This window comes from Mycobacterium sp. RTGN5, from assembly GCF_033804465.1.
Taxonomy (GTDB): Bacteria; Actinomycetota; Actinomycetes; order Mycobacteriales; family Mycobacteriaceae; genus Mycobacterium.
This window is the reverse complement of the sequence record NZ_JAPZLA010000001.1, coordinates 2,534,934-2,557,242: the sequence shown is the minus strand read 5'-3', so window position 1 is coordinate 2,557,242 and position 22,309 is coordinate 2,534,934. Positions and strand designations below refer to the sequence as shown.

Sequence of the window (22,309 nt, the reverse complement as noted above, 5' to 3'; positions counted from 1 at the left end):
TTGTCCCCGCCCCCCACCCGCCCCACCCCCCCCCCCGCGCGCCCGGCGCGGGCGGTGCCTGGCGCGCCAGTCTGTGGGGGTGCGGCGGGCCCCCCCCGCCCCCCCCCCCCCCACGTCTGTTGCGTTGAGGAAAGCGAGGACGACACCATGACAGATGTCGCCAACCCCGAACAATTGCTGTTCGCATCGACGACGCAGGCCTTCCTGGAAAAGGAGGCATCGCTGAGCCGGGTGCGCGAGCTGCACGCCGCGGACACCTCCTTCGACAGCGCGTGGTGGCAGCGAGCGGCCGAGCTCGGATGGGCCAGCCTGCTGGTTCCCGAAGAGCTTGGCGGCGGCAGCGTTTCAGGTGATGGTCTGGCCGATCTCGCCCTGGTGGCTGAGCAGATCGGCCACAGTGTGGCACCGGGTCCGCTGCATCCGGTCAGCATCGTGTTGGCGGGTCTGGTCGAGGCGCCGGGCGGACATGAGGACACCATCGAAGCGCTGGTATCCGGCGAACTCGTAGCGTCCTGGGCGGTCTACGAGCCACGCCGGCCGCTGTCCCCGTTGCACCCGGGTGTCACCGCGACCCGCACTGAATCCGGCTACCGCATCGACGGGGTGAAGGACCGTGTCGAGGCGGGCACCGAAGCCGGTGTGTTCCTGGTGGTCGCCAGTGTCGACGGCAATCCTCGCCAATTCCTCGTCCCCGCCGATCTCGCCACGGTCACCGAGCAACGTTCGGTGGACATGGTGAAGCGTTATGCCCGAGTCGAATTCGACGGCGTCGAGGTCGATGAGACCGCCGCTGTCGGCGACGCCGCGCAAACGCCCGCGATCATCGAGCGGCAGCGACAGATCGCGCTGGTGCTGCAATGCGCGGAGATCGTCGGGATCCTTGAGACGGTGCTGGCGATGACAACGCAGTGGATGTTCGACCGCCATAGTTTCGGCAGGCCACTGGCGTCGTATCAGGCACTCAAGCATCGGCTCGCCGATATGAAGATGTGGTTCGAGGCATGCCGGGCGACCACCGCGGGCGCGGTGGCGGCGGTGTCCGCACGCTCGGACGACGCCGTGAAACTGGTCAGTGTCGCCAAAGCCTATGTGGCCGAACGAGCCCCGGTGATGCTGCAGGATTGCGTGCAGCTGCACGGCGGGATCGGCGTCACGTGGGAGCACGACCTGCACCTGTTCCTGCGGCGCACCGAGCTCTACCGCGCGCTCTACGGTTCCCCCGAGGAACACCACCGCGCGGTGTACGCGTTGAGTGCCAAAACCGTGCGACAGGAGGCTTCGGCATGACCGACACCGCGATCTCTACAGCCACCGAATCGGTCGCCGAATTCGCCGCAAGGGCCCGTACCTGGCTTGCGGCGAACATGACGCCCATCGACCCGGACCACCCTCCGTTTGCGGTGCGCGCCGAACAACCTTCGTGGGATCGTGCCCAGGACCTGCAAAAGCGTTTGTACGAGGGCGGTTTCGCCGGTCTCTGCTTCCCCCGTGAGTACGGCGGGCAGGGCCTGGACCACGCGTACCAGAGGGCCTTCGATATCGAATGCCGCGCGTATGAGATGCCGCTGATCCTCAATGTGCCATCGCTGACCATCTGTTCGGCAACGATCCTGGATATGGGCACCGAAGCCCAGAAACGCGAACATATTTCGGCTGCCATCCGCGGCGATGAGGTGCTCTGCCAGCTGCTGAGCGAACCCAGCGGCGGCTCCGATCTGGCCGGTGTGATCACCCGCGCCGATCGTCGTGGTGACACCTGGGTCGTCAACGGCGCGAAGACGTGGAGCACCAGCGCGTTCGCCGCCCACTACGGCCTGATGCTGGCCCGTACCGACTGGACCGTGCCCAAACACGAGGGCCTGACCATGTTCCTGGTGCCGTTGAACTCCCCCGGCATCACCATGCGCCGGATCAAAGAGGTCAACGGCAACGAGGAATTCTGCGAGGAGTTCTTCGACGGCCTCGAATTGGGTGACGACGCCGTGGTCGGCGAGGTCAACAAGGGCTGGGAAGTGGCTTCCCGTCAGCTCTTTCACGAACGCCGTGCGGTCGGCGGCGGGTCGGAGTTCGCCAGCGGCACCGGCGCGGAAAACGCAGAAGAGATGCCGTCGGATCATGTCGGCTTGGCCGAGCGCACCGGACAGGGTGACGACCCGGCGGTGCAGAGTCTCGCCGGTCGAGCGTTGGTGCGGCGAATCGTGAAAGAGCAGCTGATCCATCACGTCGGAACCGCCATCGGCAACGGCTCACTGCCGGCCAACGCCGGCACGCTGATCCGGCTGTTCCACGCCGAGACAACCGAACTCGACGTCGATACCGCGCTCGCCATCGCCGGTACCGCCGGTGTGGTCGACGAGGGCGGCGAGCTGTCCGATGTCCTCGATATCGGAATTCGGTACCTGTCACGGCAGACCGGTTCCCTTGGCGGCGGCAGCAGCGAGATGGCTCGCAATGTGATCAGCGAGCGCATCCTTGGCTTCCCACGCGAATTGGCCGCCGACAAGGGCGTGCCGTTCAATCAGGTCAAGCGCGGGGGCGGCTAGAACAGCAGGAGCTGCGGCTCGGGTTCGGCGACGGCGGGCGGCGCGGCCGGGGCGAATATCCGATGGTCGCCGGCCAGCCCGTACTTGGCCAGCAACGGCGCCACCCGCCGGCGAAGCATGTCGCGGTAGTCGGGCGGCAGGTACGCCCCGCGACGGTACAACTGCCGATAGGGCGCAACGAGTTCGGGATGTGAGCGCGCCAGCCAGGTCATGAACCAGGCGCGCGTGGAACTGCGCAGGTGCAGGCCGAACACCGTGGCCCCGGTGGCGCCCGCCGCGGCGATCTGGCCGAGCAGGTCGTCGAGGTGTTCGGCCGAGTCGGTCAGGTGCGGGAGCACCGGGGCGACCATCACGTGACAGTCCAGCCCCGCGTCGCGCACCGCGGCGATCAGCCCGAGCCGGGCCTGCGGCGACGGCGTACCCGGTTCGACATCGCGGTGCAGATCCGGATCGCCCACGGCCAGTGAGATCGCGACTGATACCGGAACCTGTTGTGCCGCATCGGCAATCAGATCCAGATCGCGGCGCAGCAGCGTGCCCTTGGTGAGGATCGACAGCGGCGTCCCCGATGTCGCGAGTGCATCGATGATGCCGGGCATCAGCGCATACCGCCCCTCGGCCCGTTGGTAGGGATCGGTATTGGTGCCCAGCGCCACCGTTTCCCGGCGCCACGATGGGCGGCCGAGTTCGCGGCGCAGCACGTCGACGACGTTGGTCTTCACCACGATCTGGCTGTCGAAATCCGCGCCAGGGTCAAACTCCAGATACTCGTGAGTGGGCCGGGCGAAGCAGTACCGGCAGGCGTGCGAGCAGCCGCGGTAACCGTTGACGGTGAATCGGAACGGCAGCATCGCGGCCGCGGGGATCTTGTTCAGCGCCGACTTGCACAGCACCTCGTGAAAGGTGATGCCGTCGAATTGCGGCGTGCGCACGCTGCGCACCAAGCCGATCCGCTGCAGACCGGGCAGCGCGCCATCATCGACCGCTATCCCCTGGCCGCTCCACCGCATCCGTTCATTCGAACGCACGTTCGATGATCTGTCAATGGCGAACGGGGGGTTTACCCGTCGAGCTCCCCGGCGATGCCCCGCTCGAGCGCGGCCGTTGTCCGGTCGGGCAGCACGAGCAGGCCGTCGAGCTCACCGCGGGCCAGCTCGTAGGCCCGCTCCCGCTCCTGCGGGGTGGCGCCGTGATCGGCGGCCACGCGCAGCAGGCTTTGAGCCCGGGTCATCCGCTGCTGGTCGGCGCGGGAGAAGTCGCTGCGCCGGCGCCGCCGGGCCTCGTTCTCGGCAGCGTCGAACGCCGTCACATAGGACTCGACGGCCTCGAGATACTGCCGCATCGCTTCGGGATCGTCGAGCAAGTCCTCGGCCTTGCCCGGCCGCAGCAGCTCCGCGCGCAGTTTGGCCCGGTGAAATGCCACCGTCAGCGGATCGCGCATGTCGGTCATCGCCGGAAAGTCGAGCAGCTTGGCGGCGTCGAGTTCGTAGTCCAGCCAGCGGGTGTCGGTGCGGCGGTGTTCGTCGATCACGCGAGTGATGGTGCGCCATTGCGCCGCTTGGCTTTTCGGCTCGTTGCGGGGGCCTACCGGATCAGGGACGTCAGATCCGTTCTGCCGTTTGGTGAGTGCGGAGATACCCCGGAACGCGGCATAGAGCGCGCCGGCGATCGGCACGATCACGAGCAGCAGCTCGACCAACCGGAATATCAGCCCCACCTCATCAGGATGCCACCTGGCGGGTGCCGGGCTAGCCAGGTCCGTCGCTGGCCGCGGCGAGTAGCGGAACCAAGACGTCACTCACCGGCGTCGCCAACCCGTGCTGGGCGGCCTTCCGCACGATGACGCCGTTGCGGATATCCCATTCCAGCCGGCGGCGCGCTTCGGCGTCCGTCAGCATCGACGTGGTCAGATCCTCCGGCCCGGCGGCGAACATCTCGGTCATCTCGTCGATGACGGTGTCCGGTAGCGCGGCACCTTCGGCACGGGCCACGGCCAGGCATTCGGTGAGGTAGCGGCGCGCCAGTGCGGCGATGTCGGCGCGCCGAAACATGCCGGATCTCCTCCCCGCCAGCACCATGAGCCCGGCCAGTGCGTTGACCAACAGCTTGCGCCACGCTTCGGTGCGAAAGTCGGGATCCAATTCGACCGTCATCCCAGCCGGACGCAGCACCGCCGCAAGGGTTTCGGCATCCTCGCCGTCGGGCAGTACGAGACGCACGCCGGTACGCAGCCGCACCCAGCCACCGGGCTGCGGCTCCGCGGAGAACCACACGACCGCAGGCACGATGTGGGCCGACGGGCTGACCCGGCCGACCCGCTCGACCTGCTCGACACCGTTCTGCAGCACACAGACAACCGTGTTGTCGTCGCACAACCGGTGCAGCCAGCCGGCGGCCTGTTCGTTCTGGGTGTCCTTGACCGCGAGCAACACCACGTCGACGGATGCGTCGACGTCGCCGGGGTCGGTGAGCACTGGCCCGGGCACCACGATGGTGTCGCCGGGCTGATCCCGGCGGACCTCGATCTGGTCGCGAGGCGTGTGCCCGCACAACGTCACCCGATGACCGGCCGCGTGCAGCAATGCGGCAACGGTGGAACCGATTGCTCCGGGACCGACAAGCGCTATCGAGTTACCCACCGTGCCCAACGTACCCAGGGCCGCTGTGGCTTTACCGTGGACGCATGTCCGATCCGTCGTTACGCCGGGCCACCGCAGCCGATGCGACCGCCATCGCACAGCTCGTCGAGGGTGCGTACGAGAAATATGTCGAGCGCATCGGGCGCCGACCCGCTCCGATGGATGCCGACTACGGCGCCCTCATCGCGAGCGCCAACGTGTGGATCCTGACGTGTGACGACAACCTGGTCGGCAGCCTGGTCACCTACCGAGAGGACGACCACCTCTTGTTGGACTCGGTCGCCGTCGCGCCGGGCACCCAGGGTCGCGGATACGGTGCGCTGCTGCTTCGTCGGGCCGAGGACGACGCCCACGATGCCGGCCTGACCGAGGTTCGCCTCTATACCAATGCGGCGATGACGGAGAACCTGACGTTCTATCCACGCCACGGCTACGTCGAAACACACCGGGCCAACCAGGACGGCTTCGACCGGGTGTTCTTCAGTAAGCGACTAGCTGGACCACTTCGCTAGGTAGCACTGCGGGCTGTACGGGGCATCCTGGGCGATGGCCACCTGGCCGTCGATGGACACGTCACAGTGCGCGTTCGGGGCGCCCTGCCCGCCATGCGTGGTGCTCCCGACCTGCAGGAATGCCCACTGCGGATCCGCGAGGGTGACCGGGAAGATCCACGGCGCATCCGGCGACACCGTGATGGTCTCGCGCTTGATGTACGCGTCGGAGTTGGCGTTGTAGGCGTCCTTGCTCGGTGGCTGCGCCGTGAGATACGTGATGGTGAAGTCGTACGTGCCACCCGTCGCGAGCGTGTAGACCACCTGATGTCCGGGCGCCGGGTCCGCGTTCGACACCGCATGAGTGGCCGCAACACCGGCGGCCGCCATCACCAGCGCCGCCCCAACCCTTGCTGTCACTTTTCGCATATGGCCCATATCGGCCACGCTACCGACAGCGTTACCCGTGTCGGCACACCCCCGCTCACAGCGAATGAATAGCAGGTTAACAAGTTCGTCACACACAGATATGTCACAGAAACTTATGCGCTCTAACGTCCGCTTCGACACCAACCGTGGGTTCGGGGGCCATCGAGTCTGTCGAGGCCCAATGCTTGTCGTTACCAACATGAAAGGGCCTTTATGCAACTCCGGCGTTCCGCTCTGAATCGATCGGCATTGGCTGCCACAAGCGTGATGGTGACGGCGGGTCTCGTGCTGTCCGGCTGCGGCAGCAAGGCGAGCGAGACCGACACAGCAAAGTCCGATTCGTGCGTGGACACCTCTGGGTCCAATATCAAGGTGGGTTCGCTGAACTCGCTGTCGGGCACCATGGCGATCTCCGAAGTCACCGTGCGCGACGCCATCAAGCTCGCCGTCGACGAGATCAACGGCAAGGGCGGTGTGCTGGGCAAGCAGGTCCAGATCGTCGGCGAGGACGGGGCCTCTGACCCCGCGATCTTCGCCCAGAAGGCCGAAAAGCTGATCAAGGACGACTGCGTCGCCGCGGTGTTCGGCGGGTGGACCTCGTCGAGCCGCAAGGCCATGCTGCCGGTCTTCGAGAGCAACAACTCGCTGCTGTACTACCCCGTGCAGTACGAAGGCCTGGAATCGTCGAAGAACATCTTCTACACCGGCGCCACCACCAACCAGCAGATCGTGCCGGCCCTGGACTACCTCAAGGAGAAGGGCCTCAAGACGCTGTACCTGGTGGGCAGCGACTATGTGTTCCCGCAGACCGCCAACCGCATCATCAAGGCCTACGCCGCGGCCAACGGTATCGAGATCAAGGGCGAGGATTACACGCCCCTGGGCTCGACCGACTTCTCCACGATCGTCAACAAGGTCCGTGCCTCCAACGCCGACGCGGTGTTCAACACCCTCAACGGTGACTCCAACGTCGCGTTCTTCAAGGAGTACACCAACGCCGGACTGACCCCGCAGAAGATGCCGGTGGTCTCGGTGTCGATCGCCGAGGAAGAGGTCCAGGGCATCGGCGCGCAGAACATCGCCGGCCAGCTGACCGCGTGGAACTATTACCAGACTCTGGACAATCCGGTGAACAAGGCGTTCGTGGCCGCCTATAAGGCCAAGTACGGCCAGAACAAGCCGACCTCGGATCCGATGGAAGCGGCCTACGTCTCGGTCTACCTGTGGAAGAACACCGTCGAGAAGGGGAAGTCCTTCGACGTCAAGGCGATTCAGGACAACGCGGGCGGCGTCACCTTCGACGCCCCGGAAGGCCTGGTCACCATCGACGGCGAGAACCACCACATCACCAAGACCGCGCGGATCGGCGAGATCCATCCCGATGGCCTGATCTACACCATCTGGGAGTCCCCCGGCCCGATCACGCCGGATCCCTATCTGAAGTCCTACCCCTGGGCCAAGGGCCTTTCGGGCTGACCAGGGCGAGCGAAGCGACGGGGAATTAGCACCGGGGCGAGCGAAGCGACGGGAAACTAGCACTGATGGAAGTCCTTGTCGGACAGCTGGCGACGGGATTGAGTCTCGGCTCGATCCTGTTGCTGGCGGCATTGGGACTGGCCCTGACATTCGGCCAGATGGGCGTCATCAACATGGCGCACGGCGAATTCATCATGGTCGGCTGCTACACCGCGTTCGTGGTGCAGAAGTTGATCACGAATGCCGGTGCATCACTTCTGGTTTCGCTGGCCGTGGGATTCGTGGTCGGCGGCCTGCTCGGGGTTCTGCTGGAAGTCACGCTGATTCAGCGGATGTACGACCGGCCGCTGGACACGCTGTTGGTGACGTTCGGCGTCGGGTTGATCCTGCAACAGGCCGCCCGCAGTATCTTCGGCGCGCCCGCCGTCAACGTCAGCGCACCGACGTGGCTGTCCGGCGGGGTGGAGATCCTCGGGGCGGTGGTGCCCAAGACCCGCGTCTTCATCCTGGTGCTGGCAGTCGTCTGCGTCATCGTGCTGGCCTCGGTGCTAAAGCTCAGCCCGATGGGCCGGCGCATCAGGGCGGTCGTGCAGAACCGGGATCTGGCTGAGACCAGCGGCATTTCGAGCCGGAGGACCGATATCACCACGTTCTTCATCGGATCCGGGCTGGCCAGTGTGGCCGGTGTCGCGCTGACCTTGATCGGGTCCACCAGTTCGACCATCGGACAGAGTTATCTGATCGACGCGTTCCTGGTGGTCGTCGTCGGCGGGCTCGGCCAGATCAAGGGCACCATCATCGCCGCATTCGCGCTCGGACTGATGAACTCCTTCATCGAGTACAGCACCACCGCGTCGCTGGCGAAGGTGATCGTGTTCGTGGTCATCGTGATCTTCCTGCAGGTGCGCCCGCAGGGGTTGTTCACCGTGCGGACAAGGAGTTTGGTATGAGAGGCCTTGTCGGCCGGTGGCAGACGTGGGCCGGTTTCGCGGTTGCGGCGATCGTGCTGTTCGGGGTCGCACCCGCGCTGCTGTCCAGCTTCCGGCTCGGTCTTCTCGGCCAATACCTGTGCTATGCGATCGTGGCCGCCGGCATCGGATTGGCCTGGGGCCGTGGCGGCATGCTCACCCTCGGCCAAGGCGTGTTCTTCGGGCTGGGTGCCTACATGATGGGCATGCACCTCAAGATCGCCGATGCCGAAGTTCGCAAACAAGCGGTCCCGGACTTCATGCAGATCGCGGGAATTCCTGTGCTGCCGTCCTATTGGGAGCCGTTCGCCTCCTCGGCGTTCACGCTGGCGGCGATCGTCGTGGTCCCGACGGGCATCGCCGCACTGCTCGGGCTCGGGGTGTTCAAGCGCCGAGTCAAGGGCGCCTACTTCGCGATCCTGTCCCAAGCGCTGGCTGCGGCGCTGGCCATCCTGCTCGTCGGCCAGGCGACGGTGGGTGGCAGCAACGGCCTCAACGGTTTTCGGACGTTCTTCGGGTTCAAGCTGTCCGATCCGGTGAACCGGCAGATGCTGTACTTCATCGCCGCGGGCACTCTGCTCGTGGTCGTCGCGGTGGTACGCCAGTTGATGCAGAGCCGCTACGGCGAACTTCTCGTCGCGGTGCGCGATGGCGAGGAGCGCGTGCGGTTCCTGGGCTACGACCCGGCCAACATCAAGGTCGTCGCCTACACCGCCGCCGCGCTGTTCGCCAGCATCGCCGGCGCCCTGTTCGCACCGATCATCGGTTTCATCACCCCGGCTCAGGTCGGCGTCGTGCCGTCCATCGCCTTCCTGATCGGTGTCGCGATCGGCGGACGGACCACACTGCTCGGGCCCGTCCTGGGTGCCATCGGCGTGGCCTGGGCGCAAACCGCGTTCTCCGAACGGTTTCCGTCGGGCTGGACCTACGCCCAGGGCTTGCTGTTCATCGTCGTCGTCGGCTTCTTCCCCGCCGGGTTCGCCGGGCTCGGGGCGCTCTTTCGTCGTCGCCGCCGCACCAAGGCCGCCGCCACGCCCGTCGGTGAGCCCGACCCCCGACCCGAATCCGAACCGGTGGGAGCCACCCCATGACCGAACTCGCCGAACCGGTAGCCGGCGGCAATGTCGGCATGGGCACGCAGTACCTCGAAGTCCGTGGCCTCACAGTCGATTTCGACGGTTTCAAGGCTGTCAGCGAGGTTGACCTGACCCTGTTCCAGGGCGATCTGCGATTCCTGATCGGCCCCAACGGGGCCGGTAAGACCACCGTCATCGACGCGATCACCGGCCTGGTATCCGCCACGGGATCGGTCGATAAGTCCGGCGTGGATCTGCTGGGCAAGAAGGTCCACCAGATCGCCCGGCTCGGGGTCGGCCGAACCTTCCAGACCGCCAGCGTGTTCGAGCAGCTGACCGTGCTGCAAAACCTCGACATCGCCGCCGGAGCCGGACGGTCCTGGCTGACGCTGCTGCGCCGGCGCAAAGCGGTGCTGCCCACCATCGAGGAGGCACTCGAGACGACCGGACTCACCGAGCTGGCTGACCGGCCGGCAGGCATATTGGCCCACGGCCAGAAGCAGTGGCTGGAGATCGGCATGCTGCTGGTGCAGAACGCCGACGTGCTGCTGCTCGACGAGCCAGTTGCCGGGATGAGCGGTGAGGAACGCGAGGAGACCGGAAACCTGTTGCGCCGCATCGGATCCTCGCGCACCGTCGTCGTCGTCGAACATGACATGGATTTCATGCGGGCATTCGCCACCTCGGTCACGGTGCTGGCCCGCGGCCACGTCATCGCCGAAGGGTCGGTAGCCGAAGTGCAGGCCAACCCCAAGGTGCAGGAGGTCTACCTGGGCACCGCCGCGGCGGGCGCGGACGGAATTCCGGACGAACTCATCGAGGAGACCGCGTAATGCTGCAACTCATCGACGTCCGTACCGGATACGGGCGATCACAGGTCATCCACGGGGTGAGCGTCGAGGTGCCCTCCGATGGGGTGGCCGCGGTCATGGGTCACAACGGAGCCGGCAAGACGACCCTGCTGCGCGCGGCGGTCGGCCTGCTGAAATGTAGTGCGGGCAAGGTGCTGCTGCACGGCGACGACGTGACCCGGATGCGGCCCAGCGCCCGGGTGGCGCGCGGGCTGGCGTACGTGCCGCAGGGCCAGCAGTCCTTCGGTCAGCTGACCACCGCGGAGAACCTTCAGGTCGTCGCCGACGGTCGCAAAAACGGCAAGCAACTGATCGACGAGCAGCTCGACCTCTTCCCCGCGCTCAAGGAATTACTCACGCGCCGGGCCGGTCTGCTCTCCGGTGGTCAGCGCCAGCAGCTGGCGATCGCGCGGGCGCTGATCACCAGCCCGAAGATCCTGATCCTCGACGAACCCACCGAGGGCATTCAGCCGTCGGTGGTCGCCGAGATCGAGGCGGCGATCACCGCATTGACCCGCCGTGGTGATCTCGGCGTGCTGCTGGTCGAACAACACATCGGCTTCGCGCTGGAATCGGCTCAGCAGTACTACATCCTTGAGGCCGGCCGGGTCACTTCCAGCGGAACCGGCGGGTCGGCGTCGGAGGCCGACGTGCGGGCGGCAATGGCTATCTAGAGGCTATCTAGACTCACCGCATGGCCCGCATCCTGCGTGAGGTCGGTGGTCTGGTGATCGCCGAAGACGGGCCGCTGGTGCTGGTCGTCGACCGGGGTAACGGTCCATTCGCGGTGCTGGCGTTCGTCACCGGTGTGGTGACGCTCGTCTTCGGCGGATTCGGCACGGTGAGCCTCGCCGCGGCCGGGCCCGCGTGGCTAGGTATCGGGTTTCTCGCCGTCGGCGTGGCAGCCGCGGCGGTGACGGTGGCAGTGGTGCGTCGCATCCGGCGCACACGATCGATCCCGGTGAGCCACTACCGGCCGGTGGCGGTGTTCGACCGCGCCGCCCGGGTCTACCGCGACGCCGACGGTCGTGTCGTGGCCCCGCTGGACACGGTCACCTTCCACCGCCGGCTGCAATGGGGATCCAGTTCTCCCAAGCTGGTGGCCGAGACGCCGTCCGGCGCCCATGTGCTGGTGCGGGGAAATCCCTTCACCGGCGGGCTGGGTGACCTCGACACCGTGCTTACCGGTGCCGTCGCGATCTAGACTTGCCGAGTGAACTGGGTCACGGCAGTGAACGAAATCCCCCTCCGGCGCGTCCCCACCTAGGTGACGAACCGTCCACGCTGGGGCGTGAATACCGCTGTGAGCCGCCGGTCGGTTCTGGTCGGACTCGGTGCGGTCGGCGCCTTTCTCGCCGTCGACCTCGGCGCTGTCGCCTACGCCAACAAGTGGATCGGCTCCGGCGCCACGCCCAAGACCTTCCTGGACGGGTTCCGCGCCGTAAACGGACCCCAGCTCGGCTTCCGCAAGAATCACGCCAAGGGTGTCGCCGTCAGCGGCTATTTCGAAGCCAACGGCAACGGCCAGTCGCTCAGCCGCGCGGCGGTGTTCCGCCCGGGGCAGGTCGGCGTCATCGGCCGATTCTCGCTGGCCGGGGGTGATGCCCACGCGCCCGACACTCCCGGCGCGGCCCGCGGCCTTGGCCTGACGTTCGGATTTCCCGACAGCTGGCAGTGGCGGACCGCGATGCTGAACCTGCCGGTCTTCCCCGACAATTCGTCGCGCGGATTCTACGACCGGCTGCTGGCGTCGAAGATCGTGCCGGGCACCGGAAAGCCGGACCCGGCGGTGATGGACGCCTTTCTGCGGGCGCATCCCGAGACCGCCGCGGCGATGGCTGTCATCAAGAAGCAGCCGCCGTCAGTCGGCTTCGGCGACAGCACCTTTCGCAGCCTCAATACCTTCTACTTCGTCGACGAGTCCGATGCCCGCACGCCGGTGCGGTGGTCACTCGTGCCGCAACAGACGACCGCGCCCGCCCCGCGCGCCGGTGATGCCAACGGCCTCTTCGACGCGCTGATCCGTCAGCTTCGCGACGGGCCGCTGCGGTGGCAGCTGCTGGTCACTGTCGCCGAGCCCGGCGACCCGCTCACCGATGCCACCCTGCCGTGGCCCGCCGACCGCCGCACCATCGACGTCGGTCTGCTCACGCTGACCACCGCGACGACCGAGGCCCCCGGCAACGCCCGCGACGACAACTTCGATCCGCTGGCACTCCCCGACGGCATCGAACCGTCTGCCGACCCGCTGCTGTCCGCCCGGTCCGACGTCTACGCGGAGTCGTATCGGCAGCGCGCGGGCGAACCGAAATCGCCACCGCCGGTTCAGGTATCGGAGGTCGGCGCGTGACGACCGTCGACCGCTATCCGGTGCGCACCCGGGTCCTGCACTGGCTGACCGCGATCCTGGTGTTCAGCGCATTGTTCATCGGGTTCGTGATGGTGAACTCGCTGGGCAGTTACGGCGCCCTGGTCGGCGTGCACATGACCCTTGGGGTGCTGATCCTGCTGGTCGTAGTCGTCCGTGCGGCCAATCGCTTCACCCACCGCACGCCCCGGTTGCCGGACACCGTGGGCTCGGTCGAGCTCTCGCTGGTCGTCGGATCCGAGATCGGGCTCTACGCCCTGATGCTGACCCAGCCACTGGTCGGGTGGGCGATGGTGTCGGCAGGCGGGCGACACGTCGAGGTGTTCGACTGGCTCGCGCTGCCGCGGATCGCGCCGTTCGACGCGGACCTGTACTTCGTGCTGCGGCAGGCGCATTCCGTACTCGCCTACCTACTCGTCGTGGCGATCGCCGCGCACGTGTCGGCGGTGCTGCTGCACACCCTCACCCTGCGCGACCGGATGTTGAGCCGGATGACCTTCACCGTCCGCCGTAGCCATACCGAGGAGCCATGATGCGCCAGGTGCGGTTGATCGGTGCGGCCGTCCTCGCCGCCGGAATGCTCGTCGTGGGTCCCGGGACCGCGGGAGCATGCGCCTGCGGCGGAATCGTCAGCCCCGACCTCGACGCGCACGTGACCGGCGAGCAGAGCTTGGTCACCATCGACGGCAACGCCGAGACGATCGTCATGCGCCTGGATCTGCACTCGGTGGCCGATAACGCGGCCCTGATCGTGCCCACCCCGACGCCGGCCACTGCCACTGCGGCCAACCCCGGCCTGTTCGCCGAACTCGAACGGCTGACCGCGCCCCGGATCGAGCCCAGCCGAAGCGCGCGAGGCGGTCTCGAGGAGGCCGGTGCCGTACCCGGCGGTGGCCCGACCGTCGTCGCCAGGGTGCAACTCGGACCGATCGAGGCGACCACGTTGACCGGTGGTGACCTCACCGGCGTGCGGCAGTGGCTGGACTCAAACGGCTACACGATGCGACCGGAAGTCACCGCTCAGCTCGATCCGTACCTCAAGCAGGGCTGGTCATTCGTGGCGATGCGGCTGACCGGCGAGCAGCCGCTCAGCGGTCAACTCGACCCGGTCCGGCTGGACTTCACCTCCGACAATTTGGTGTACCCGATGCGAATGTCGGCCGCCGCCAAAGATACTCAACGCGTGGTGGTCTACACCCTGGCGCAACACCGGATGCAACGCACCGACGCCGACGCCGCCCGCCAGGACATCGCCGTCGACTACGCCGGCTCGATCCAGGGGCGGACCAATGACGAGGTACTGACCGACCTCAGCGCCAAAAACCCCTACCTGACCAGGATTTCGACGACAATCACCGAACCATCTTCCATCACAACGGATTTTGCTTTCGGCCCCGCTCCTACCGACGATCCGTATCAGCGGGTGATCCGCCACGGCGACGACACCGACGACGCCGGCGCGTTCCTGCTAGCATTGGGTGCCACGGTTGTCGTGATCATTTCGGCGGCCGCGATCGGGGTGATCTGGACGGTTCGCCACCGGCGATCGGCGCGCTGACGTCGGGCAGGCTCAAGATTCGTCGGCCTGCCTCGATCAGCTGGATGCGAAGGGTGTCGTCGTCGATGTCCAGTGGTGCCGTCGCGGCGCCCCCCGCTAGGCCGGTCATGACCACCGCGGCGTTGATGGCGCCTGCCGCGGAGTCAGTACCCGACAGCAGCGCCAGCTGGCGATCGATGACGCCCGACCATTCGGGCTGATTCCGCAACACGTCGCGCACGCCGGGGTCGAAGGTGGTCACGGCGGCGAGCGTTCGGTGTGCTGCGACGATGCCGGCGTAACCGGCGAGCATTGCATCGCAGCGGGCGCGAGCGCCTCGACGCCGCTCGGCCGCCTCGACGACCTCGGCGATCTCGGTGAAGATAGGTTTCATCAGCGCGAGCAGGAGTTGCTCACGGGTACGGAAGTGGTAATAGATCGCCGCTTTGGTCAGACCCAACTCGTCAGCGATCAGCTGCAGCGAGGTTCCTGCGAAGCTGTACCGACTGAACAGGTCGATTGCGGTGTCCAGCATCCGACGCCGAGTGGTTGGTGCCCATGCCGTCTCGTCGGCCGCAACTGTCGTCATCGCGCCTCCCATCCAGCGGTCACTGTTCGCCGACCACTGTACTTGTCGAGCGGAAAGGTATTCATAGTTCTAATCGGCAAATCTTTACTTTCTATGTGACAAGGTATTACTTTACGATCAGCTAGGACACTGGCCGGCGTCGGTCATAATCAGTTGATTTCCTTGTGGGACAGCTGAAGCCGAACAACAACCATCGAGCGGAGACGTCCCGTATGCCGCATCTCATCAACCCTGAAGAGCCCTAAGTCTGGTCATGGATACCTACGCGATCACCGAAATGCTCGATCGAGAAGCCATTCGTCACTGCCTCGCCCAGTTGGCTCGCGGCGAGGACCGCCGCGACGCCGCCCTGATCACCGGGGCGTACTGGCCCAACGCGATGATCGACTACGGCATCTTCACCGGATCCCTCGACGAATACCTCGCCTGGGTCGTACCGGGCTCCCCGGCCATCCCGGTCACCCAACACGTTCTGGGGCAGAGCTTGATCCAGCTGCATTCCGACACCGCCCTGGCGGAAACACACGTACTCGCCTACCACCGACTGTCCCTACCTGCGGCTGACCGCGACACGATGATCGGCGGGCGTTACCTGGACTGGCTGGACAAAATCGCCGGCAGCTGGCGTATCGCACGGCGCACGATGCTCTACGACTGGTACCGCGACATCGGCGACGCCGTCGACTGGTCAGCCGGACTGATGGGCACGCCGCTGGACGTCGACCGCTATACCGGGCGGGCTGTGGGCGACCCGAGTGGGCCGCTGTTCGGGGAGGACCCGCAATGACGTCACTGAAGGGTGCCGTCGCCGTGGTCACCGGAGCCAGTCGCGGCATCGGCAAAGGCATCGCGCTGGCACTCGCCGAGCACGGCGCCGTCGTTTATGTCACCGGCCGCACCACCGCAGCGGGTCAACATGATCTTCCGGGCACCATCACCGACACCGCGACGGAGGTCACCCGCCGCGGCGGCACCGGGATAGCCGTGCGAGTAGACCACGCCGACGACAGTCAGGTGGCAGCGTTGTTCGATCAGGTGCGCGCCGAGCAAGGGCGGGTCGACCTGTTGATCAATAATGCGTTTGCGCTGCCCGAGAACCTGACAGACCCAAAACCCTTCTGGGACAAGCCGCTATCGGATTGGGCCATGGTCGACGTCGGCGTGCGCTCGACCTTCGTGGCCGCCAAGCACGCCGCCCGCATCATGGTCGGGCAAGGCTCCGGCTTGATCGTGGCCACCTCAGGTTTCGTGGGTGTCACCTACACCTACGGCGTTATCTTCGGACTCTGCAAGACCGCCGTCGACCGGATGGCCCGTGACATGGCTGTCGAACTTGCGCCCCACCGCGTCGCCTCGGTGTCGCTGTGGCAAGGACTAACCATGACCGAACGCGCGCAACGCAATCTGGCTGCCCATCCCGACATGACTCGGTCCCTGGTCACCATGCCGACCGTCGGTAGCTCCCCGGAATTTCCAGGCCGGGTCATCGCCGCACTGGCCACCGACCCCGACCTCATGAACCTTTCCGGCGGCACCTTCATCGCTGCCGAACTGGCGGAACGCTATGGGATCACCGACGTCGACGGTCGAGTGGTCCCCTCGCTGCGATCCGGACGCGGATCGCCGATCTGGCAGCCCATCTCTGAGGGTTACGCCCCGTCATGAGCCATCGCGAACAATCATCGGACCTGCGCGCCTTGATCGACCGGCAGGACATCGCCGATTGCCTGACCCGGTTCAGCCGCGGGATTGACCGCTTCGATCAAGAGCTGTTCCTCTCGGCGTTTCACGCCACCGCCGTCATCGCTGCCGGGGACTTCGTCGGTGGGCCCGACGACCTCTACCAGTGGGCGCGCGCGATGCACGAACAGGGCCAGATCGCCACTCTCCACTACCTGTTGAACAACACCTGCGAAGTCGACGGCGATATCGCGCATTCCGAGACGTATTATCTGTACACCGCGCGCAACCGCGACGACACCAACTGGCAGGCCGGTGGCCGCTACGTGGACCGCCTCGAACGGCTCGATGGTCAGTGGCGAATCATGTTCCGCAACAACATTATCGAATGGTCTGGAATGCTCCCGACGATGCCGATTCCGTTTGCCGACAGCGTTGACAACGCCGGCAACGGCCTCCCGGCGCGCGACCGTAGCGACCCGTCGTACCTGCGCCCGCTGATCAACCGCCGGGCACCTCATACACCGTCGTAGCTACCGTCCGGAGCCTCAGCCCGCGTCGAGCAGGTGCGTGTCCTCCGACGGCGCGGCCACGAGCATCCTCAGCCGGCCGAACAAGTCAATCGCCGATTGGACGGCCTGGTCGACGAACGAACCGAAGTCGGTATCACCGGCACGATAGCGCCGCTCGGCGCGCACACCGACCAGACGCGGATCCGAGGACTCGAAGACCGCGGCAGTGATCCGCGGCGCGGTGTTGTTCCACTGTTCGACCAGGCGCTCAACCCGGGCGCGCTGCTCGGCCGGGTAGTAGCGCTCGGCGGTGATGCTGATTTGCACCGCCGCTCCGGACGGCCCACCCGGTTGCAGGTGCACGTGCAGGCGGCCGTGGTAGGCGTTGACAAGGAAGAAGTACTCGTCGTCGTGGTGGCCGCGGAAGTGCCGCAGCTGCCGGGCACTCAGGTACCTCTCAATGAGCTGGGTACCGCTCGCGGTGTTCATGACTCTCAAACGAGCCAGATGGACGACACGGTTCCCAAATAGGCCAAGGTTGCGCCAAGAATCTCGTAAGAATTGATTAAATGGGCGTGCTCGGAAAATAAATTCATATTTCGCGTCCTAGAAACCCGAATTCCGGTACCCCATCGGTGTGCCGGAAAACTTTGGGCTTTCCCTGCACATCTGCTGGAAGCTTGGTAACTTCTGCCGCAGCAGTAACTCCAATGCACACAAGGGACACAGGGGACGGACAATGATCAAAGGTTTGTTGACGGCGGCCGCTGCCGCCGGGGCCATCGCGCTCGTCGGCGCGCCAGCTGCCTGGGCAGTCACCAACGCCGAGGCCGATTACATCAAGGACCTCACCAGCGCCGGAATCGCCGGCGACCAGGCGGCTTTGATCGCCGACGGCCACACGATCTGCAATGCACTGGCTGGGGGCGCAGATCCCAACACGCTGTCGCAGACGTACTTCACCAACTCGGGTCAGATCAGCCACGCGCAGGCGGACGCCGCGATCAATTTCGCGAAGACCGACCTCTGCCCGGCTGGCTGATAGCCAACTTTCGAAGACTGAGAGCGCGGCCGGCCTTATCTAGGCCAGCCGCGTAATCACTTCAGCGACAACCGAATCGGCCGGGACATCGACCTGCGCGCCGGTGGCGAGATCTTTGACGCCCACGGTGCCGGCTTCAATGTCCCGGTCGCCCGCTACCAAGGCGATCCGGGCGCCGGACCGATCGGCCGCGCGCATCGCGCCCTTCATCCCCCGGTCGCCGTAAGCCATATCGACCCGCACTCCCGCCGCGCGCAGGCGGGCGGCCAGCGTCGCGAGCACCAATTTGGCCTGGTCGCCGAGCGGCACCCCGAAAACCTCGCAGCGGCTCGGATTTCCGGCCGTCTTTCCCTCAGCCCGCAGTGCCAGCACGGTGCGGTCAACACCCAGCCCGAAGCCGATACCGGATAGATCCTGGCCGCCGAGCTGACGCATCAGCCCGTCATACCGTCCGCCACCACCGATCCCAGACTGGGCTCCGAGGCCGTCGTGCACGAACTCGAACGTGGTCTTCGTGTAGTAGTCCAGGCCCCGCACCATCCGCGGATTGATCACGTAGGGCACCCCGAGCGCGTCGAGGTGCGCGAGCACCGTCTCGAAGTGCTGCTTGGCGACATCGGAGAGATGGTCGAGCATCACCGGCGCGTCGGCAGTCATCTCCCGCACGTGCGGGCGCTTGTCGTCGAGCACCCGCAGCGGGTTCAACTGAACGCGTGTCTGTGTTTCTGCGTCCAGATCCAGCTTGGACAGGAAGCTCTGCAACAGCTCCCGGTACTGCGGACGACAGCTGTCGTCGCCGAGCGAGGTGATCTCGAGGCGGAAGCCGTCCAGCCCCAGCGAACGGAAGCCCGCGTCGGCGATCGCGATCACCTCGGCGTCCAGCGCGGGGTCGTCCACGCCGATGGCCTCAACCCCGACCTGCTGCAGCTGCCGGTACCGGCCGGCCTGCGGGCGCTCGTAGCGGAAGAACGGGCCTGCGTAGCAGAGCTTGACCGGCAGCGCGCCGCGGTCCAGTCCGTGTTCGATGACCGCGCGCATGACGCCGGCGGTGCCCTCCGGGCGCAGCGTCACCGAGCGGTCACCGCGGTCGGCGAAGGTGTACATCTCCTTGGACACCACATCGGTGGACTCGCCGACGCCGCGGGCGAACAGCCCGGTGTCCTCGAAGATGGGCAACTCGACGTCGCCGTAGCCGGCCAGCCGGGCCGTCCTCAGCAGGCCGTCGCGGACCGCGACGAACTCGGCCGACTCGGGCGGCAGGTAATCGGGAACACCCTTGGGTGCCTGGAATTCGCTCACTGAGTCAGACCTTCGAGAAAGGGGTTGGTACGGCGTTCGAGACCGATAGTGGTGGATTCACCGTGCCCCGGTAATACCAGGGTGTCGTCGTCGAGCACCAGCAGTTTGTCGACGATGGAGCCGAGCAGGTCTCTGCCGCTGCCACCCGGCAGATCGGTGCGGCCCACGGTCTGTTTGAACAGCGTGTCACCGGTGAACGCGAGTGGAACTGCATCTTTCCCCGGGTCGCTGCGCTCCTGCCCGCCGGACAGCTCCGCCCGGGCCACCCGGAACACCACCGACCCGCGGGTGTGGCCGGGCGTGTGGTCGACGGTCACCGTGATGCCTCCGAGTTCGAGTTTGTCCCCGTCGCGATCGAGTTCGACCACCTGCTTGGGCTCGCGGAACATCGCGCCGAACGCGATCTGGCCCAGCCTGGGCCCGATACCGCGGATCGGGTCGGCGAGCATGAAGCGGTCCTCGGGGTGGATGAACACCGGGCAGCCGAACGTGTCGCCCACCTTTTGCGCCGACCACATGTGGTCGATATGCCCGTGGGTGAGCAGGACGGCGGCGGGGGTCAGCCGATTTTCGTCGAGAATGCGGCGCAGATTGCCCATCGCACGCTGACCCGGGTCGACGACAATGGCGTCGGCCCCGGCGCGTGGGGCCAGCACGTAGCAGTTGCATGCCAACATGCCAGCCGGAAACCCGGTGAGCAGCACGCCGTCCAGTTTCCCATCCCCTGTTCGCGAGGGTCGCGCCCCCTGGCCTCAGCCTTAGCTGGCACACTCGGTGCCGACTCACCCGAACACCAACGGAGGACCACCACGGTGCCCACCAATGAACAGCGACGCGAAACGGCCAAGCGCAAACTCGAGCGGCAGCTGGAGCGTCGCGCCCAACAGGAGAAGCGTCGCCAGCTGTTCGTCGTGATCGGCGGGGTCGTGGCGATCGTCGTCGCCGCCGCCCTGGTCGCCACGTTCGTCCTGACCAACAAGGACGACGACAAGAAGACCACCACCGCGGCATCGTCAGCGCCGACCAGCGCACCGGCCGACGCGGGCGGACCCACCGAGGCTCCCCCGGCCACCGGCGGCCTGCCGGCGTTCAAGCCCGCCGCGAACCTGGGTGCCAACTGCCAGTACCCTGCGACACCCGGGGAGCCGGCCAGCAAGAAGGTCGACCCGCCGCACAGCGGCAAGGTGCCGACCACTCCGCCGACGGTCAGCGCGAGCATGAGCACCAATCAGGGCAACCTCGGGCTGGTCCTGGACAACGCCAAGACCCCGTGCACGGTCAACAGCTTCGCGAGCCTGGCGCAGAAGGGCTTCTTTGACAACACGCCCTGCCACCGGCTGACCACGTCGCCGTCGCTGTCGGTGCTGCAGTGCGGCGACCCGACCGGCCAGGGCACCGGCGGGCCGGGCTACCAGTTCGGCAACGAATACCCCACCGACCAGTACCCCCAGGGTGATCCCGCGCTACAGCAGCCGGTCGTCTACCCACGCGGAACGCTGGCGATGGCCAACGCCGGGCCGGGCACCAACGGCAGCCAGTTCTTCCTGGTCTACAAGGATTCTCAGCTGCCACCGAACTACACCGCGTTCGGCACGATCGACGCGACCGGCCTGGCCACGCTCGACAAGATCGCTGCCGCGGGGGTGGCCGGCGGCGGCCAGGACGGCAAGCCGACAACCGGTGTGCAGGTCAAGTCGATCTTGCTGGACTAGCCGGCCATGAGCGACGCTTGCGGAGCGAATCAACAGCGGACATGCGGGACCCGCGCCGGCGTGGGTACCGCATGAGCCAACCGCCGTACTACCCGCCGCCGCCGCCACCGAACTACGGTCCGCCGCACGGGGGTCCGCCGTACGGACCTGGGCCGTATGCGTACCCGACACCGCAGCCGACCAATGGGATGGCCGTCGCGTCGCTGATCTGTGCGTTCGTGTTCGCGCCGCTGGGCATCGTCTTCGGTCACGTCTCGTTGTCGCAGATCAAGAAGTCCGGCGAGGAGGGCCGCGGGCTGGCGATCGCCGGACTGGTGATCAGCTACCTGGTGACCGTCCTGAGCATCCTGGTCGTGCTCGCCGGCATCGTCTTCTTCTCCTGGATAGCGCGGGAGTTGGAGCGCACCGGCGGTGCCGGCGGTATTCCGGGGCGCACCACCACGGCCGCACCCGGCAGAGACCAACTGCCGCCGTTCAACCCGCCGGCGACCCTGGGCGCCAACTGCCAGTACCCGGCCACGGCAACCCCCGCCGACAAGCCCGTCAAACCGCCGGCCGCCGGCAAGGTGCCCACCACCCCGGCCACCGTGACCGCCACGCTGATCACCAACTCCGGTGTGATCGGCCTGCAGTTGGACAACGCGAAGGCGCCCTGCACGGTGAACAGCTTCGTGAGCCTGGTCAAGCAGGGCTACTTCGACGACACTCCATGCCATCGGCTCACGGACTCGAAGTCGCTATCCGTGCTGCAGTGCGGTGACCCGACCGGCCGCGGAGCGGGCGGCCCCGGATATCGGTTCACCAACGAGTACCCGACCAACCAGTTCCGCCCGTTCGACCCGGCGCTCAAGCAATCCATCAGGTATCCGCGCGGCACGCTGGCGATGGCCAACACCGGGCCCGACACCAACGGCAGTCAGTTCTTCATCGTCTACCGCGACTCGCTGCTGCCCCCGACGTATACGGCGTTCGGTCAGGTCGACGAAACCGGTTTGGCCGTCGTCGAAGACATTTCGGTGGCCGGCATCGCCGGGGGCGCCGACGACGGTAAACCGAAGAAGCCGGTGACGATCAAGTCGATCCGGCTGAACTAAAGC

26 protein-coding genes are annotated in these 22,309 nt (G+C 66.4%); 18 read left to right on the top strand and 8 right to left on the bottom strand.

Features of this window, described 5'->3' with window-relative positions:
* Positions 1-147 precede the first annotated feature (147 nt).
* Together SLQ31_RS12540 and SLQ31_RS12535 are read left to right on the top strand one after the other, a co-directional pair.
* Positions 148-1,287, top strand: coding sequence for an acyl-CoA dehydrogenase family protein (locus SLQ31_RS12540; protein ID WP_319432712.1), 1,140 nt, complete (start codon positions 148-150; stop codon positions 1,285-1,287).
* Complete coding sequence (locus tag SLQ31_RS12535) at positions 1,284-2,543, top strand: acyl-CoA dehydrogenase family protein (RefSeq protein WP_319432710.1); 1,260 nt, start codon at positions 1,284-1,286, stop codon at positions 2,541-2,543. The genes SLQ31_RS12540 and SLQ31_RS12535 overlap by 4 nt, the downstream gene beginning before the upstream one ends.
* Here SLQ31_RS12535 and SLQ31_RS12530 read toward each other — a convergent pair.
* The 3 genes from SLQ31_RS12530 to SLQ31_RS12520 are packed head-to-tail and all read right to left on the bottom strand — an operon-like array spanning position 2,540 to position 5,182.
* A complete protein-coding gene (locus SLQ31_RS12530) occupies positions 2,540-3,553 on the bottom strand; it encodes an Rv2578c family radical SAM protein (RefSeq protein WP_319433081.1) in 1,014 nt (337 codons plus the stop codon). The two genes, SLQ31_RS12535 and SLQ31_RS12530, sit on opposite strands and share 4 nt — an antisense overlap.
* A 50-nt stretch (positions 3,554-3,603) precedes the next feature.
* Positions 3,604-4,260 carry a hypothetical protein gene (locus SLQ31_RS12525; RefSeq protein ID WP_319432708.1) on the bottom strand — a complete coding sequence of 219 codons (657 nt, stop codon included), beginning with the start codon at positions 4,258-4,260 and terminating at the stop codon, positions 3,604-3,606.
* 31 nt (positions 4,261-4,291) lie between these two features.
* Entirely contained in the window at positions 4,292-5,182 is an 891-nt protein-coding gene (locus SLQ31_RS12520; RefSeq protein ID WP_319432706.1) for an oxidoreductase, read from the bottom strand.
* Between the two features lie 44 nt (positions 5,183-5,226).
* On the opposite strand from SLQ31_RS12520, the gene SLQ31_RS12515 reads away from it, so the two are divergent.
* Entirely contained in the window at positions 5,227-5,694 is a 468-nt protein-coding gene (locus SLQ31_RS12515) for a GNAT family N-acetyltransferase (RefSeq protein WP_319432704.1), read from the top strand.
* Here SLQ31_RS12515 and SLQ31_RS12510 read toward each other — a convergent pair.
* Positions 5,674-6,111, bottom strand: a complete 438-nt coding sequence (locus SLQ31_RS12510) for a hypothetical protein (RefSeq protein ID WP_319432702.1) — start codon at positions 6,109-6,111, stop codon at positions 5,674-5,676. The two genes, SLQ31_RS12515 and SLQ31_RS12510, sit on opposite strands and share 21 nt — an antisense overlap.
* 204 nt (positions 6,112-6,315) lie before the next feature.
* Here SLQ31_RS12510 and urtA point away from each other — a divergent pair, with 204 nt between their 5' ends.
* The 9 genes from urtA (at position 6,316) to SLQ31_RS12465 (ending at position 14,399) form a co-directional block, all read left to right on the top strand.
* Positions 6,316-7,578: an urea ABC transporter substrate-binding protein gene (gene urtA, locus SLQ31_RS12505; RefSeq protein WP_319432700.1), complete on the top strand. Its 1,263-nt coding sequence runs from the start codon at positions 6,316-6,318 to the stop codon at positions 7,576-7,578.
* Between the two features lie 65 nt (positions 7,579-7,643).
* Positions 7,644-8,528 (top strand): urea ABC transporter permease subunit UrtB, encoded by an 885-nt coding sequence (urtB, locus tag SLQ31_RS12500; RefSeq protein WP_319432698.1) that lies wholly within the window; start codon positions 7,644-7,646, stop codon positions 8,526-8,528.
* Complete coding sequence (urtC, locus tag SLQ31_RS12495; protein WP_319432696.1) at positions 8,525-9,637, top strand: urea ABC transporter permease subunit UrtC; 1,113 nt, start codon at positions 8,525-8,527, stop codon at positions 9,635-9,637. The genes urtB and urtC overlap by 4 nt, the downstream gene beginning before the upstream one ends.
* Complete coding sequence (gene urtD / locus SLQ31_RS12490) at positions 9,634-10,455, top strand: urea ABC transporter ATP-binding protein UrtD (RefSeq protein WP_319432694.1); 822 nt, start codon at positions 9,634-9,636, stop codon at positions 10,453-10,455. Before urtC ends, urtD begins: the two co-directional genes overlap by 4 nt.
* Positions 10,455-11,147, top strand: coding sequence for an urea ABC transporter ATP-binding subunit UrtE (gene urtE / locus SLQ31_RS12485; RefSeq protein ID WP_319432692.1), 693 nt, complete (start codon positions 10,455-10,457; stop codon positions 11,145-11,147). Before urtD ends, urtE begins: the two co-directional genes overlap by 1 nt.
* A gap of 20 nt (positions 11,148-11,167) precedes the next feature.
* Entirely contained in the window at positions 11,168-11,677 is a 510-nt protein-coding gene (locus tag SLQ31_RS12480) for a hypothetical protein (RefSeq protein ID WP_319432690.1), read from the top strand.
* Positions 11,678-11,764: 87 nt separating this feature from the next.
* Complete coding sequence (locus SLQ31_RS12475) at positions 11,765-12,823, top strand: catalase family peroxidase (RefSeq protein ID WP_319432688.1); 1,059 nt, start codon at positions 11,765-11,767, stop codon at positions 12,821-12,823.
* Positions 12,820-13,374: a cytochrome b gene (locus SLQ31_RS12470; protein WP_319432686.1), complete on the top strand. Its 555-nt coding sequence runs from the start codon at positions 12,820-12,822 to the stop codon at positions 13,372-13,374. Before SLQ31_RS12475 ends, SLQ31_RS12470 begins: the two co-directional genes overlap by 4 nt.
* Positions 13,374-14,399 (top strand): DUF2330 domain-containing protein, encoded by a 1,026-nt coding sequence (locus SLQ31_RS12465; protein WP_319432684.1) that lies wholly within the window; start codon positions 13,374-13,376, stop codon positions 14,397-14,399. Before SLQ31_RS12470 ends, SLQ31_RS12465 begins: the two co-directional genes overlap by 1 nt.
* Here SLQ31_RS12465 and SLQ31_RS12460 read toward each other — a convergent pair.
* Positions 14,338-14,967, bottom strand: coding sequence for a TetR/AcrR family transcriptional regulator (locus SLQ31_RS12460; protein WP_319432682.1), 630 nt, complete (start codon positions 14,965-14,967; stop codon positions 14,338-14,340). The genes SLQ31_RS12465 and SLQ31_RS12460 overlap by 62 nt on opposite strands.
* A 253-nt stretch (positions 14,968-15,220) precedes the next feature.
* On the opposite strand from SLQ31_RS12460, the gene SLQ31_RS12455 reads away from it, so the two are divergent.
* The 3 genes from SLQ31_RS12455 to SLQ31_RS12445 are packed head-to-tail and all read left to right on the top strand — an operon-like array spanning position 15,221 to position 17,180.
* Positions 15,221-15,754: a nuclear transport factor 2 family protein gene (locus SLQ31_RS12455; protein ID WP_319432680.1), complete on the top strand. Its 534-nt coding sequence runs from the start codon at positions 15,221-15,223 to the stop codon at positions 15,752-15,754.
* Entirely contained in the window at positions 15,751-16,632 is an 882-nt protein-coding gene (locus SLQ31_RS12450) for an SDR family NAD(P)-dependent oxidoreductase (protein ID WP_319432678.1), read from the top strand. Before SLQ31_RS12455 ends, SLQ31_RS12450 begins: the two co-directional genes overlap by 4 nt.
* Positions 16,629-17,180: a nuclear transport factor 2 family protein gene (locus SLQ31_RS12445; protein ID WP_319432676.1), complete on the top strand. Its 552-nt coding sequence runs from the start codon at positions 16,629-16,631 to the stop codon at positions 17,178-17,180. The genes SLQ31_RS12450 and SLQ31_RS12445 overlap by 4 nt, the downstream gene beginning before the upstream one ends.
* A 15-nt stretch (positions 17,181-17,195) precedes the next feature.
* On the opposite strand, the gene SLQ31_RS12440 is transcribed toward SLQ31_RS12445, so the two are convergent.
* The gene (locus tag SLQ31_RS12440) at positions 17,196-17,648 is read right to left on the bottom strand and encodes a YbjN domain-containing protein (protein WP_319432674.1); all 453 of its coding nucleotides are present in this window, start codon (positions 17,646-17,648) and stop codon (positions 17,196-17,198) included.
* Positions 17,649-17,796: 148 nt separating this feature from the next.
* Here SLQ31_RS12440 and SLQ31_RS12435 point away from each other — a divergent pair, with 148 nt between their 5' ends.
* Positions 17,797-18,201 carry a DUF732 domain-containing protein gene (locus tag SLQ31_RS12435; protein ID WP_319432672.1) on the top strand — a complete coding sequence of 135 codons (405 nt, stop codon included), beginning with the start codon at positions 17,797-17,799 and terminating at the stop codon, positions 18,199-18,201.
* A gap of 39 nt (positions 18,202-18,240) precedes the next feature.
* Here the strand turns inward: SLQ31_RS12435 and hisS are convergent, their stop codons facing one another.
* Positions 18,241-19,500, bottom strand: a complete 1,260-nt coding sequence (gene hisS, locus SLQ31_RS12430; RefSeq protein ID WP_319432670.1) for a histidine--tRNA ligase — start codon at positions 19,498-19,500, stop codon at positions 18,241-18,243.
* A complete protein-coding gene (locus SLQ31_RS12425; protein WP_319432668.1) occupies positions 19,497-20,204 on the bottom strand; it encodes an MBL fold metallo-hydrolase in 708 nt (235 codons plus the stop codon). Before SLQ31_RS12425 ends, hisS begins: the two co-directional genes overlap by 4 nt.
* A 108-nt stretch (positions 20,205-20,312) precedes the next feature.
* Between SLQ31_RS12425 and SLQ31_RS12420 the strand changes: the two genes are divergently transcribed.
* Together SLQ31_RS12420 and SLQ31_RS12415 are read left to right on the top strand one after the other, a co-directional pair.
* Positions 20,313-21,212: a peptidylprolyl isomerase gene (locus SLQ31_RS12420; protein ID WP_319432666.1), complete on the top strand. Its 900-nt coding sequence runs from the start codon at positions 20,313-20,315 to the stop codon at positions 21,210-21,212.
* Between the two features lie 71 nt (positions 21,213-21,283).
* Positions 21,284-22,306: a peptidylprolyl isomerase gene (locus SLQ31_RS12415; RefSeq protein WP_319432664.1), complete on the top strand. Its 1,023-nt coding sequence runs from the start codon at positions 21,284-21,286 to the stop codon at positions 22,304-22,306.
* Positions 22,307-22,309: the final 3 nt, after the last annotated feature.